Consider the following 14,734-nt stretch of genomic DNA (forward strand, 5'->3'; position numbering starts at 1 on the left):
AAAAAAGCCGGCATCAATACCGGCTGTTGGCAATGGTGTCAGGTCAGTACTCTTTATCGATCTGCTTTAATTTTTTCTCAAATTTTTCGTAATGTTCACGATCTTCATAATCGAAGTGATACTGGCTGTGAAAGCCAAAAGAAAGCTTTACATGCTTGTCTTCAATAAACAGCGTGTAGCCATCCAAATCTGTGAAAGCGGTAATACCGTTCAGACGATACTTGTCGCCCTCTTTCTCACCAAACTGACGAATTTTGTCAAACACCTGTAACAGGAACTTGCTGTCTAACTCATTTTTCATGAATCACCGATCCTTGTTATTTACTTTGTACTTTGTACCAGTCAGCCTCTGTTTTAGTTTACTAATTTCGACTTTGCCACCTGCTGGCGACAGGGATACGGCACAGCACGACGACCAGTAGTGATGCAAAACCATTCAGAGACTGAAAATGTAAGGTTTACTCAGTTTACTAACAACACAAGTCATAAATAGAGGGGTGAAAAAAACCATTTGACCGGGTTAAGGCACCACGCCCTTGCACAAAGCCCCCTCAAACCGCTGCCCACGTCAGTTAAAGTTATACCGAAAGCCTATATTTACAATGTGCGCTTTCAAATCGTTTTCACCGCCGATGTAATTGTACTCAAGGCGTAACATAGAACGCATGCCTAGATGATAATCGTAGCCCAAACCGATAAGGCCAGCGAGACTTCCCTCATCATAGCGACACTGTGCAAGTTCCGGCACGGCGTCGCCAACATCACAAACACCGTCGCCAAGCATGTTCTCGACGCCCGCCACGTCCACATTCATTACACCTAGTTTATAAAAAAGCTCACCGTTATAGCTGCTGGCCTTACCCAGAACCGCAAGGTATAGCGCATCGGCTTTCATGCTCTCGGCACCTTCCTGCTCATCAACGATTTGCTGATAGCCTAACTCTACATACCACTGGCTCATAAACTGATGCCCAATGGCAAGGTTGTAGGTAATACCGTCTTTAGTTTGTTGGCTGAATTCAGTGTCTGCGTAGCCCACACCAAAAGTGCCGTACATTTTCTCTATTGCCGCAACCGGCAGGCTCAGTATGCCTAAACACAATCCTATAGCGACGACTGCTTTTTTCATTATTGTCCCTTTTTCAGTTAAGCGCTGCTGATGCAAAACGCTGTCAGAAGAAATATTCCAGCGTAAACTGAATGTGATCATCACGCCTGATGAAATAGTAGGTATCGTCTGCGTCATCTGACGAGAAGAAATAGCCATCGAGACGCCAGCGCCAGTTGTCTGTCATTCGGCTGGATGCTTCAATAAAGGCGCTGTAAGTGGACGTATCATCCAAATCCTGAATAATACCGGCTAACACCTCGGTGCCATCAATGTCATTTAATACCCAGCGTAAACCGGCCATTACATCATTTTGGCCGGTAGCGAAGTAGTTATTGTCGCGCTCGTCGTATTGATATTCCACCAATACACCGAGGTCGTACTGGGTGTCGAAGACGCCCACGCTGGTACGCTCGAAGCCTGCGACAAAGGCGCCGAAGTCCTCCGACTGTCCGGTTCGGTAAATTCCTTCAAATTTCAGTAACCAGGCGCCCTGCACTTTCAGCAGATCAACACCCAACTGATTAATTTGCGCATAATAAGGCAGCACTACCGGGTTGTCAGACGTTAAGTCTGGCGCTATCAGTTCTGGCTCGCGCGACGTACCGTCGAACCAGCTTAATCCAACCTCCCAGGTTCCTATCGACTTCTGCCACCGTAGGGCGTAGTCGATATGCTGTTCTTCGTCATCAGACTCATACACCGCGCCATCAGCATCGATTGGCAGAGGTGGACGCAGGCGTCCATCCTGACCGGCAAAGGTACGCTCCCTGAAATATGGCAGTACAAATGCGGAAAACGTTCCAAAGTCGCCGAAGGTGCGAAAGTTAACCATCGGCTGGCCAAGTTTATCTTCGCCGTCCACGCCCTCGACCATATCGGTCTGGTTGATGATATCTACCAGATGCAGTGACTCAGTTTGCCCCCAGAACACTTTGCCGATACCGACACGGGTTTCCCAGGTATCCGCAAGGTGCAGCCACTGCAATTCCCGAATGTCAAAATGTGAACGCTCACTATCAACATTATCGATACGAGCAAAGGGCTTGAATAGCAAGCTGTCCAGCCCATCATTCCACTCTGTATAGACTTCCGGTTCAAGAAACGCGGATAACTGTGCACGCTCCTGACCGGGATACGCTGCGTCCTGAAAGAAATACCGGGTGTCCACACCCGCCATACCACTGATATCCACCTCGGCGACTGCCGCCGAACTGGCAAGCGCTGCGCCTGCCATGCATAAATATAACGCTCTCACGATTTAGCGTGCTCTCCGTAAACTGTTTTTGTCGAAATCGGATTCGTCCAGACCGACACCGAACTCTAGCTTCTTAGTAATAAGATCGGTTGATTTTTGCGTCTGGACATTAAACATTAAGCTTTTAAGCGGACGCCAGTACTTGTCCTGGTACAGCTTATAATCTTCAAAATCAAGTGTCTTAAGATGGTCTCCCTTCTTGTCGAAAAACTCAACTTTGTGTACTCGATAATGTTCTTTATCAATCCATAGGATCTGCTTCGAATATCCGGAAAAATCATCTTGTGGCACTTGCTCAACAACATATACCGGCATGTTTTTATATTCTTCTTCACGTAGCAAGTCATACTTGTACTTTTCTACTTCAAAAGATGTGAGATCTTCAAACGCAAACTCGCTGGCCATGAAAGGGCCAGATTTGTTACGTGATGCGATTCTTTTAACGCGCTTTACTGCGGGTAAATATATCCACTGTTCGTCAGCCTCTATGGGGTGAGATATACTAAGAAAAGCGGTACCACTTACATCTTTGGGAGAGTCAAAGATAGTCAGGGCTTTATCACCGTCCCCTTCCACTTCCAACGTTTTCACGCGCATGTCCCGTTCAGACTCCTGCCCCTGAGCGTTTCGTAAGATCATTACAGTGTCAGCAACGGTGTTATCCCATCCTTTGTCCCGGGCCTTTCTTTCCTCCGCGATTCTCTGACCTTCTTGTTCAGACGCTTCATCAGCCAAAGCCACTGATGTTGAAAAAAAGGCAATGACGACAACAGCACTGTTAAATAATTTTTTTAAGCCTACCATTTTATATCTCCCGTTCCCGCTGCATGTGATCGCTGTCAAGCCACATGAGAAAAGCAGGTAAAAACACCAAATCGATTACGAGCGCAGCGACAATAATAATCACTGTAAGTAGCCCCATATGGGCATTTAACAAAAACGGCGACAACATTAAAATACTGAATCCAGCCGCCAGCACCAGGGTTGTCGTTACCAACGCAACTCCAACCGTTGTAAAGGTATATTTGACCGCAGATTCTGAGTCCATTCCCTGTTTCCGGGCATCCTGATACTTAGAAAGGAAATGCACACTATCATCTACGATAATTCCAAGTGTCATACTCAATACTACAGAAAGGGCCATATTGATTTCTCCGGAAATGATGCCCCAAATGCCGAAGCCAACACACGCTGGTATCAGGTTCGTTAAGAGACTTATCAATCCCAGGCGCCATGAACGTAATGCGAATATGATCAAGAAAGAGATTAGCACCAAAGCCAGTAAAGTGCCTGCAACCATACTTTTCATATTGCGCTCGCCGATGTGAGCAAACATCAGTGCCGGGCTCGCAGCCCGTAGCTCCAGTTCGGGAGCGAGTTCAGAAAACCACTTTTTCGCACTATTTTCGAGTTGTATAAGCTCTTTACTGCCCAGGTTATCAATAGTTGCAACTACTCTTAAGGCTGACTTATCCATATTAATTTGGTTATTCAGATCGAGACCATACGGCAGCGACATCTCGTACAAAAGCATGTACTGTGATGCAAGTTCGCGATTTTCGGGAAGCGCATAAGCCGCTTCATCATCGCCACTCATATTTTTGTTCAGACGTTTCTGGGTATCTGAAAAACTCAAGACGTGATTCACAGAATCCTGACTGCGAAGCCAGCGCGAAAATGCGTCTATTTGTTGCAGTACCTGAGGATCGGCAATGCCATATTCTGCTTTCGTATCAATAACGAAGTCAATTGACGCCATTCCTCCCATGTACTGCTCATTTTTATCGATTGCCTGGCGAAAAGTAGTGGTTTCATCGAAATACTTAACCACCACATCATTAAGATTATTATTAAAAGCATAGGCAACAGAAACGGCGAAAATGATCAGAGAATACGGCAAAATTCTTTTGTGCTTGTTTACGACAAACCCCGCACATGTTTCGAAAAAACGTTGTTTACCCTGTTCCGTAGCCTTAGGGTTAAATGGCATCAGATAAAGTAGAACAGGTAGCACGGTGAGCGAGAGAAGGCAGGCAATCATTACGCCAATAGCCGTCAGATTCCCAAGATGAGCAAGGATAGGAACAGCCGCAAAGTTCAGCATCAAAAATCCAATTGCAGTAGTAACACTGGTAATTAGCACGGGTGTTATATTTGCTTTAATCGCCTGGACAATCGCTGCACTTTTCGTCATACCTTTTGACATGAAAAGACGCGTGGAAACGATAATATGAATGCAGTCAGCAACTGCCAGTGTAGTCACCATTGTGGGAACATTTACAGTGGCAGTGCTGAGATAAAGACCATACCAGCCAGCGACTCCCATCGTCATCGCAATGGATGATGCTACGATGAGCAGCGTCGCCATTGCGGCGTAAACGGATTTCGTTAATAACGCTATCATTATCACGATGATTAAAAACATCAGCGGTATAAGGGTTGAAGCATCCTGTTGGGCGGCTTCAGAAAATGCATTATTCAGAATGACAACACCGGTAAGCAGAATGTCGTGAGACGGATACCTCTCGGTATATTTTTCCTGCAACTGCTTCGCTACATCGGCTATTTCTTTCACCGCATCTGTAGGATCGCCGTCTGGTAACTGCACCGTGACATTAACCACCGCTGCCCGCCCGTCAACTGCGACCAGTCGGCCACTCATTTCTGGTGTAGTAGTAGCGGCATTCTGTACCCAGCTTATCTGCTCAGACGTCATTTCCTTTTCAAGGATGAGGTCGGTAACAATCATGTCGTCACTTTCCGCATAGCTGTACTGGTAATTAGCTAAAGACTCTACACGATTAGAGAGTGGCGTTTGCCACGCTTCTTCAGTTAACTCGTAGAGTAAAGAAAACGTGGATTCGTTATAGATGGTTCCCGATTGAGGGATAACCAAAAAAGAAACGCTTTCGCTTTTATTGAAATTATTTTGAATTGATTCAAACGCGAGCTTTTGCGGATCATCGTCTTCGAAATAAACGCGGTAATCACCATTAAACCGGAGATCCCCTGCCCCATAACCCAACATTGCCCAGAACAGGATAAAAAGCAGTAATATTTTTTTGGGGTGGACAAGTAAAGTCTGCATCCATGACGTTGGTTTTTGCATGAGAACAGCACCTTGTGACATGCATATTATTATTGTTCTAGCTTAATCCTTTTACGGGTTGCAAATCCAACTTTATCCGGAATTTTAGTGGTTTATCTGGTAGATGTTGAGAATATTCAGACTTCATTTATGAAGATAAAAGCAGCATTGATCACAGGTACGCTTTATTGAGGCGACCACAACGGTAATGATAGCGGGTACAATACAATTAATCCCCCCTCCTCCAAGTTATTGGCTTAATAAAGAAAAACGCAGCGTTACGCGACGCCTGATGGGCTATCTTTCACGTTTTTCTGTCCACTTTTCTATGCACATGTGCCGCTTTAGGCATCATCACTTTTAACCTTCTGATAACAGATCATTTGATTTTTTCTCAAAGTTATGTAGTATACAACCACACAACTGGTCAGATGAGCGGATGAGTTTATTATGAGTATCAGAACTAGCCTTAAAAAAGTCTTACCTCCAATTTCAATTACCGAACAGGAAGCGCTGGATGCCGGCGACGTTTGGATTGAAGCGTCTATTTATCAGGGTAAGCCCGATATGCGCGCGCTGCGCGATATCCCAAAAGCCAAATTGAGTGCCGATGAGCAGGCGTTCATGGATGGACCAGTCACAGAATTGTTAGGCATGATTGACGATTTCGAACTGGGCAATGGCAAGCACATTCCACAGGAAATCCTGGATTTCCTGGGTAAGAATCGTTTCTTCTCTATGATCATTCCGAAGAAATTCGGAGGTCTGGAGTTCAGCCCGTATGCAAACTCCACCATCGTGGCGACTATCGCAGCGAAAAGTGGTGCAATTGCGGTTACCGTTATGGTGCCTAACTCACTCGGTCCGGGTGAACTGCTTATGCACTACGGTACGACCGAACAACAGGATTACTGGCTGCCACGTTTATCCGACGGCCGCGATATCCCGTGTTTCGCGCTTACCAGCCCGGAAGCAGGGTCAGATGCAGGTGCGATTCCTGACGCAGCCATTGTGACCAAAGGTGAGTGGAACGGCGAAGAAGTCGTTGGTCTGCGCGTAAGCTGGGACAAGCGTTATATTACGCTTGCACCAATCGCTACCGTACTGGGTTTGGCATTTAAAGTCTTCGATCCAGATCACCTTCTGGGCGACAAGACTGAGCTGGGTATTACCTGTGCGCTACTGCCCAAGTCACACCCGGGTGTTGAACTGGGTAACCGTCACGACCCAATGGGCGTTCGTTTTTACAACGGTACTACCCGTGGCCAGGACGTGTTTATCCCAATGGACTTCATTATCGGTGGCCAGAAGAACATTGGTCGTGGCTGGCAAATGCTGGTGAGCTGCTTAGGTGCTGGTCGCGGTATTTCACTGCCTGCCATGGGTGTTGCCACAGCACAGTCTGCATTGAAAGGTACAGCTGAGTACGCGTTCGTTCGTGAGCAGTTTGGCCTGCCAATTGGCCGCTTTGAAGGTATCCAGAGCAAGCTGGCTGACATCGCCGGTAAAACATTCCTGTTAGAAGCCATGCGTGTGCTGACAACAGAAGGTCTGGGCCTTGGCGTGAAACCGTCAGTGGTTACTGCTATCGCTAAATATCACATGACCGAACTGGGTCGTGATGTTATGAACTCAGCGATGGATGTGCAGGCCGGGAAAGCCATCCAGCGTGGTCCACAGAACACACTGGCAAGTGGCTACTCTGCACTGCCAATCGCAATTACGGTAGAGGGTGCCAACATTCTTACCCGTAACCTGATGATATTCGGTCAGGGCGCGATGCGCTGCCACCCATATCTGAAAGACATGGTTGACCTCATCCACAGCGATGATTCCAGTGCGGATAAAGAATTCAATAAAGTATTGAAGAAAACCCTTAGCTTCAGCGTGAAAAATGCGTTCCGCAGTTTAGGTCAGAGCTATCTGCCATTCCTGCGCGGCTCAGAATCTGCTTTGCCAGAAGTGCGTAAGTACGAGAAGCGCATGAACAGCATGGCGGCCAAGCTGGCTCCACTGGCAGATTTGTCACTGGCAGTACTTGGTGGCGATCTGAAAAAAGCAGAATTACTGAGTGCTCGCTTGGGCGATGTAATGAGCTACCTGTACGGCGCAATGGCGGCAGTTCGTTTTTACGAGCAGCGCATTGAAGACCGTCGTCTGGCACTTCCCTACTTTGAGTATGCAATGCAATGGTCACTGCAACAGGCGGAGAAGGCGATGGTGGATTTCATCAACAACTTCCCGAATACGCCGACACGTGGTCTGATGCGTTTGCTAACAAATACCTATTCGAACAGCATTCCTGGCATCAGCGATAACCTGGTACGTGAGTTGTCACTGGCAGCGATGCAGGACAACAGCGTGAAAGCACAGCTTACACATCTGGTTCGCCCTGTTGCAGGTGACGGTAACGACATCAACGAGCAGGCGTTTAAAGCGAAACATGCGGTTGCTCACCTTCTGAAGAAAGTGCAAAAAGCATTACGCAAAGAGCCAGTTGTGCCTTTCGTATCGTTTGAAAATGCACTTAACAAGCTGCAGGAAAAAGGCGTTATCGATGCCAAAGAAGCGGAGCTGCTGCACGATTACAACGAGAAGCGTAAGCTGGCTGTTCGTGTAGACGAGTTCACCTTCGATATGGAGCTGCTTCCAGCTTCAGAAACCATGCCGTCAATGTCTGACGACGAGAAAAACGCCGCCTAGCGGTAAGCTCGATTACGTTGTTGTAAAGATATAAAGGGTAAGCACAGGTGCTTACCCTTTTTCATGTAAGCGATAATTAACTTCCGAAAAGCCGGTAGTAAAATACTCTCTGTTGCCTTACTTTTCGTATTCAAAACGCTGGCGACAACAACGAAACAAGTGGCGGACTGTACGTCTGAATTATAGATTCTCAGAAACGGATCACCGCCATCGATAATCAGAAAGTGCGAATGATAACTTATCCGAGCACCCCCTTCTGATTAGGGTTGCGAAGAACAAAAATACAGATAGAAAGCAGAACCATTGACGCAACAGTGATACCAAATAAACACGCTGAGTGTTTGTGCAATGTGCTCGATTGCGTTATTTTCTGCTTATCACTAACAAGAAGATAATAGCAGTGACAGCCAGTAAGCCCAGAGCATCAACTACACTCACATCCGCAATGCAACGTGACCTTGTTGAGATGCTCTACGGGAATGTGTTTACCGGCCTGCTTATTACCTTTGTAGCCATGACAGGCCTCACTTTCAGTTTTTCAGAGCCTGGTGATCCGGCCGAAATCCTCGCTACCAAAAAGACAATCTGGGCCAGTATGTGTGTGGTACTTACACTACGGCTTTTCGACGGGCTGTACTGGCATCTAAAGCAGCGCGGCACAAACTATGATCCGCGCGTTGCCAGTATTCGTTTTTCAACCGGCGCTATCATCACTACCCTTATCTGGAGTAGCTATAGCTTCCTGTTGTTCGATTTCATGAGCACAATAGAGTTGGCATGTACCATGGTGATCTTGTCTGCCATGGCAGGCGGCGCAGCAACCATTCTGGCTCCCTCCCGCCTGCTGGTTATTACCTATTGCACCGGCCTGTTGTTACCGATGTCGTTGTTCGCAATTCTGATGGGCACATCAAATTTTGCCTTACTTGGCTATCTGGGGATTGGGTTTTGGCTTGCCATGTTGTCCACCTCTATAAAATCTAATAATTTTTTCCGGCAAGCTGTCATTCTCAAAGCAACGAATGAAGACCTGCTGGTACAAATGGCACAGGAGCGCAGCGAAATAGCCCGTATTAACGAAGAGCTCCGTTCCTCAAATAATAAGCTGGATAACGCCAACGCCACGCTGGAAGAGGAGGTGCTCAAACGCACCGATGATATCCATCGGCTCTCAAACCGCGATCCGCTTACCTCACTGATGAACCGCAGCGGCTTTTTACGCCACCTGCAAAACATGTTGAAGAAAGCGCAAAAGCTGGACAACAAGCTGGCAGTGCTATTTATCGACCTGGATGGTTTTAAACAGGTGAATGACAGCCTTGGTCATCAGGTGGGAGACCGGGTTTTAGAAGAAGTGTCAAAACGCCTCACCCGCTTCTGCGAGGCTGACCATCTGGCGCGCTGGGGTGGTGACGAATTCGTATTACTGCTTCCCTATGCCACCGAAAATACTGCCGTGGCAGTAGCACAGGCGGCAAGAAGTGGTATTACCATTCCGATTTCAGTGGGTGAAAATACCATTAACCTTGATGCCACTATCGGCGTTGCGCTTTACCCGCAACACAGCAGTGATGCCAATGAGCTGATTCAGGAGGCTGACCTGACAATGTACGAGCAGAAGCGCAAAGCCAGGGGCTCGGTAGGCGTCTTCAGCGAAGCGTTATACGTAACGCTGCGTCAGGAGCAATCACTGCGCGACGGGCTACGCTACGCCATTGAAAAAAATCAGCTTACCTTGCATTACCAGCCAATCCTTTATGCGGGTGAAAAGCGGATGTGGGCAGTAGAAGCGCTGTTGAGATGGTCATTTGATGGGGTCAATATTCCACCCGATAAGTTTATTCCGCTGGCAGAGCGTACTGGTCTGATCCATGAAATTGGTACCTGGGTGTTGCATCGTGCATGTATCGATGCCTCGCAGTGGCACTTTCCCGAGCCCGTGGCCGTCTCTGTCAACGTATCCGTTACTCAACTGATGGACGACGGTTTTATCCGAGGACTTGACCGGGTACTCGATAGCACGGGTCTGGCACCGGAACGACTGCACCTTGAGATCACAGAAAGCGTCTTTGCCGAAGATACCGCTCAGGTACTGAAGCAGGTTAACGCCATTAAAGCGCGTAAAGTACAGATATCGATTGATGACTTCGGAACCGGCTTCTCATCCCTGGGTCAGCTGCATTCACTGCAGTTTGATCACATCAAGATAGATCGCGCTTTCGTGCAGAAACTTGAAGAAGGCAGTGATACTATCATCCGGGCAACTTTAATGATTGCACGCGAATTTGATTGCCGCACCGTGGCAGAGGGCATAGAAACAGCAGAAGATGCAGACAGGCTCCGCGCTATGGGAGTAGACTGTTTGCAGGGATTTTATTACGCCAGGCCGATGCCTGTCAGGGACCTTATCGACTGGTATACAACTGATAACTAAAACAACATGGCTCAGCTTTATTTTTATTATTCGGCAATGAATGCCGGCAAATCGACGTCATTATTACAGTCGGCATACAATTACCGGGAACGCGGCATGCACGCGGTCATTTATACCGCGGCTATAGACGACAGATATGGAAGTGGCAAAGTAACTTCCAGAATAGGATTACAGGCAGATGCCAGCCTATATCGACCCCAAGACAACCTTTTTGACGCCATCTCCATTCAGCAGCGCACGAAGCCGCTTGACTGTGTGTTTATTGATGAGGCTCAGTTTCTGACAAAGTCCCAGGTGCGTCAGCTTATTGAAGTAGTGGATGAGCTGGACGTTCCCGTTCTCGCCTATGGTCTGAGAACTGACTTTCTGGGTGAAACGTTTGAAGGAAGCCATTACCTGCTTGCCTGGGCTGACAAACTGTTTGAGTTGAAAACCGTTTGTCACTGCGGCAGGAAAGCAAACTTTGTGGTACGACTGGATGAAAACGGACAGGCCGTCACAATGGGCGACCAGGTTGAGATCGGCGGCAATGATCGTTACGAATCTATGTGCCGCAAACATTTCAAACAGCTGGTATGGGTAACCTGATGCGAAGAACAATTCTTATCACGGGCGCCAGTTCAGGCCTGGGCGAAGGCATGGCGCGCGAATATGCAAAGCGCGGCCACAATCTGGCATTGTGCGCGCGACGTCTGGAAAACCTCGAGCAACTTAAACAGGAATGCGAGTCATTGCATGCTGACTGTCGTGTAGAAATACGCGCGCTGGATGTTAATGATCACGATGCGGTCTTTTCCGTTTTCCGGGAATTTGAAGCCTTTTTCGGAAAAATTGATCGTATCATTATTAATGCCGGTATGGGCAAAGGGGCATCAATAGGCACCGGCTATTTTGAGGCCAACAAACAAACTGCAATGACTAACTTCGTTGCTGCGTTGGCGCAATGTGAGGCAGCCATGGAGATATTCCGTAAACAAAATGACGGACATCTGGTGACTATCTCGTCAATTAGCGCCGTTCGCGGATTCCGCCGCGCGCTTACCGTTTACGCAGCCACCAAAGCGGGGTTAACCTCGCTGACTGAAGGGATCCGTATCGATGTGATGAAAACACCGATCAAGGTAACGACAGTGCATCCAGGCTTTATTCGAACTGACATCAATGCCAAAGTCAAAAATGTTCCTTTTATCGTTGATCTTGATACTGGCTGTAAAGCACTGGTAAAAGCTATCGATAAAGAGAGTAGTAATTGCTATGTTCCTGCATGGCCCTGGGCGTGGATGCATTACGTGCTTCGGATTGCCCCCTTATCCTGGCTGGCTAAGATGAGCTAAGTGGCGAGTCAATATGGCGCCACCTCGTCCTTTTTCAAAGGCATTGTTATGGCTTCTTTTGCGACAAAAACGCTTTCCCTCGTGTCTCTTTTAGGCGCTTCACTTCAAGTTACAGGCTTGCTCGCAAGCCTACTCTTCGTGGCTGGCCCGGCGAATGCCGATGTAGCAGAGTCTTCCCCCCTGCCCCAGTCCCTTTCCTCGTTGCCACAAACGATTGAGCGTGCGTTGAACACGTTTAATACACCGGGGATCGCGGTGGGCATTCTGCATGAAGGAAAAACCGCCTATCTGGCCGGCCATGGCCTGCGCGACGTTACCAGCAATGCCCCGGTTACGCCTGAAACATACTTTTATCTGGCATCAGTCAGCAAGGCGTTTACCGCCGCGTCGCTTGGCATTCTTGTTCAGGATAATAAGCTAAGCTGGGACGATAAAGTGATCGATCATTTGCCCGCCTTTCAGCTTGCAGACCCCTGGGTGACTCGGGAATTTACTATACGCGATATGCTGACCCACCGCAGCGGCCTTGCGTCAGGCGCAGGTGACAGCATGTTGTGGCCAGCGCCAAGCCGGTTCAGCCGCGATGAAGTTATTTATAACCTGCGTTTTCTGAGTCCGCAGACCAGCTTTCGTAGTCAGTTTGCTTACAGCAATGTGATGTACATTGCGGCATCGGCCGTGGCAGATAACCTCTACGACGGTGAGTGGGCTGAGCTTGTAGAGCAGCGTTTATTCCAGCCACTTGCTATGTCGTGTTTTGCTGCTGGTCTGCCAGAACGTGCCACTGACAATGTCGCAAATGGATATGGTTACAGTGAGGATCGCGGCCTGTATGCTATCCACAGAAACGACGTATCTGAAGATTCGAGAGTCTGGAGTGCCGCCGGTGCCATTACCTGCAATGCACATGACATGCTGAAGTGGCTGTCTATGTGGCTGGCCAGGGGCAGGACACCCGATGGCCAAACGCTGTTTGAAGAAAGCACCGTTGATGCGATGCTTTCTGCGGTGACCCCCCTGTCAGTATCCAGTGTCGATCAGCAATGGTTTAATACTGAATATAGCGGTTATGCGCTGGGCTGGCGGGTTACTGATCAGTTTAGTCACAATGTCATTTCGCACACCGGCACAATTTCAGGCTTTCAAACATTTGTAGCATTTGTGCCTGCGAAGAATCTTGGGATCGTGCTGCTTAACAATGGTTCCGATTACGGAACCCGCGGTGCCATCATGCAAACTATACTTCAGGCTTACCTCGAACCGGGCACAGAACAACGAGACTGGATAGCCGCCTATGCCGACTTTCAAAAAGATCGGCAAGCGCGCTTTCTTGCCAGCTATCAGAAACCACACGGTAGCGGCACGGTACTACTGGCAACCAGCGAGTATCTTGGCCAATTTACCGATCGCTGGTTTGGCGGCATGACTGTCTTTAAGGAAAACGATAGAGTGCGTATCCGCTCTGAGAAAATGCCAACGTTAACCGGTACGTTAACGCCGTTTGAAGACCATACGTTTGTGATTCGATGGGACAATGAAGACGCGATGGAAGATGCCTTCATTCACTTTTCGGTGTCCACCCAGCGTCGGGTTACAGGATTTACGCTATATCCATACACCCTGAAAGAAAAAAGTAATCATGCCTACCGCGATATGCGTTTTACTCGCTCCGAAAAAATCAAAATAAACGATTAGAATAATCAATTTTAGCCGCTTTATTTGATAAGCACTCACATAGATACTTGTGCCAACTAACAAGGAGACGCTTTATGGCTAAAATGATTTCAACACTTTTACAAAGAACGACTTTCAACAGCACCACTGCTTTCACCGTGGGAGAGCGCATGACCTGTAACTATCCCGACAATTACTACGGTGACCAAATTTGCGTCTCTTGCCCACAACCAGCGAAAGACGATTAAATCGGGGGCAAGTTACATTGCTTTCAAACAACCACAACATGCGGTTGTGCTCCTGTGCTTATCGGCGTACGTTCGTGTTATTTTGACGCGTCACTCTCCGTCCTGTGACGCTTTGATAGCGTACGCGAAGCAGTCCCTAACATGTATTTAATCGATAGACTTTAATAATTGCGCTACCATTGGTGTTATGAGGGTATGGCAGTAACCAGGATGTCGTTATGGTGGATATTGATCCGCTGACAGAGTTAACCATAAAATTATCCAGGCAAACGTTAACCGCCAAAAGCAAATATACGGCGATCTGCCGTTGTGTGCTGCAGTGTATTCCGAAAACTAACCGTGTCAGCCTGTGGAAGTTTGATGATGCTCGCTCTTCTATACATTGCCTGATGCTGCTCACCGATGAGGGCAAACCTGAAGAACCTGACATTGTCCTTACCCAACTGCAATATCCCGATTATTTCTCAGCGATAATTCAGCGCGAAACTGTGACTGCCTCCGATGCCAGAAATCATCCTGATACACGTTGCTTTGCGAAAGACTATTTTCGAAACAATGACATCTTTTCGATGCTGGATTTTATCTTCCATCACGACTTTCGTCCGGTAGGTATCATCTGTTGTGAGTCGGTAGGCGAGCAAGTCGAGTGGGATAATATGGATGAATCAATGCTGCGTCGTACTGCCAGCATTGTATCTATGTTTTTTGATGAAAGGTAATCATGGCCTCAGCTTTTAAAAACGTGATCTGACATCCACGTTACTCACTTTTCCAACAACCCATTTCTTCCTGACATTCACCTACCTCTGCTTGCCCGCCACCGCCACTGCGTCAACCCGAAAACTAAAACAATTAAGCCAAAATACCAGAAAATACAAATAACCACC

12 protein-coding genes are annotated in these 14,734 nt (G+C 47.8%); 7 read left to right on the forward strand and 5 right to left on the reverse strand.

Annotation, left to right across the window (positions count from 1 at the left end):
- Positions 1-43: 43 nt before the first annotated feature.
- The 5 genes from ACLBLI_RS13665 to ACLBLI_RS13685 all read right to left on the reverse strand — a co-directional run bounded on the left by ACLBLI_RS13665 (position 44) and on the right by ACLBLI_RS13685 (position 5,475).
- Positions 44-301, reverse strand: coding sequence for a DUF3081 family protein (locus tag ACLBLI_RS13665; protein ID WP_414828146.1), 258 nt, complete (start codon positions 299-301; stop codon positions 44-46).
- Between the two features lie 267 nt (positions 302-568).
- Positions 569-1,129 carry an outer membrane beta-barrel protein gene (locus ACLBLI_RS13670; RefSeq protein ID WP_414828147.1) on the reverse strand — a complete coding sequence of 187 codons (561 nt, stop codon included), beginning with the start codon at positions 1,127-1,129 and terminating at the stop codon, positions 569-571.
- A gap of 43 nt (positions 1,130-1,172) precedes the next feature.
- On the reverse strand, positions 1,173-2,366 hold the full coding sequence (locus ACLBLI_RS13675; protein WP_414828148.1) for a hypothetical protein: 1,194 nt from the start codon (positions 2,364-2,366) through the stop codon (positions 1,173-1,175).
- Positions 2,367-2,369: 3 nt separating this feature from the next.
- Positions 2,370-3,170, reverse strand: coding sequence for an outer membrane lipoprotein-sorting protein (locus ACLBLI_RS13680; protein WP_414828149.1), 801 nt, complete (start codon positions 3,168-3,170; stop codon positions 2,370-2,372).
- Position 3,171: 1 nt separating this feature from the next.
- On the reverse strand, positions 3,172-5,475 hold the full coding sequence (locus tag ACLBLI_RS13685) for an efflux RND transporter permease subunit (protein ID WP_414828150.1): 2,304 nt from the start codon (positions 5,473-5,475) through the stop codon (positions 3,172-3,174).
- Between the two features lie 429 nt (positions 5,476-5,904).
- Between ACLBLI_RS13685 and ACLBLI_RS13690 the strand changes: the two genes are divergently transcribed.
- From ACLBLI_RS13690 to ACLBLI_RS13720, 7 genes are all read left to right on the forward strand, one after another.
- Positions 5,905-8,157, forward strand: coding sequence for an acyl-CoA dehydrogenase (locus ACLBLI_RS13690; RefSeq protein WP_414828151.1), 2,253 nt, complete (start codon positions 5,905-5,907; stop codon positions 8,155-8,157).
- A gap of 400 nt (positions 8,158-8,557) precedes the next feature.
- Positions 8,558-10,591 (forward strand): EAL domain-containing protein, encoded by a 2,034-nt coding sequence (locus ACLBLI_RS13695; RefSeq protein WP_414828152.1) that lies wholly within the window; start codon positions 8,558-8,560, stop codon positions 10,589-10,591.
- A gap of 6 nt (positions 10,592-10,597) precedes the next feature.
- On the forward strand, positions 10,598-11,179 hold the full coding sequence (locus ACLBLI_RS13700) for a thymidine kinase (RefSeq protein ID WP_414828153.1): 582 nt from the start codon (positions 10,598-10,600) through the stop codon (positions 11,177-11,179).
- On the forward strand, positions 11,179-11,925 hold the full coding sequence (locus ACLBLI_RS13705; protein WP_414828154.1) for an SDR family oxidoreductase: 747 nt from the start codon (positions 11,179-11,181) through the stop codon (positions 11,923-11,925). The genes ACLBLI_RS13700 and ACLBLI_RS13705 overlap by 1 nt, the downstream gene beginning before the upstream one ends.
- 48 nt (positions 11,926-11,973) lie before the next feature.
- Positions 11,974-13,620: a serine hydrolase gene (locus ACLBLI_RS13710; RefSeq protein WP_414828155.1), complete on the forward strand. Its 1,647-nt coding sequence runs from the start codon at positions 11,974-11,976 to the stop codon at positions 13,618-13,620.
- A 74-nt stretch (positions 13,621-13,694) separates the two neighbouring features.
- Entirely contained in the window at positions 13,695-13,847 is a 153-nt protein-coding gene (locus ACLBLI_RS13715; protein WP_414828156.1) for a hypothetical protein, read from the forward strand.
- A gap of 218 nt (positions 13,848-14,065) precedes the next feature.
- Positions 14,066-14,566 (forward strand): GAF domain-containing protein, encoded by a 501-nt coding sequence (locus ACLBLI_RS13720; RefSeq protein ID WP_414828157.1) that lies wholly within the window; start codon positions 14,066-14,068, stop codon positions 14,564-14,566.
- Positions 14,567-14,734 lie beyond the last annotated feature (168 nt).

Origin of the sequence: Alteromonas sp. H39 (assembly GCF_047556435.1) — a bacterium.
Taxonomy (GTDB): domain Bacteria; phylum Pseudomonadota; class Gammaproteobacteria; order Enterobacterales; family Alteromonadaceae; genus Alteromonas.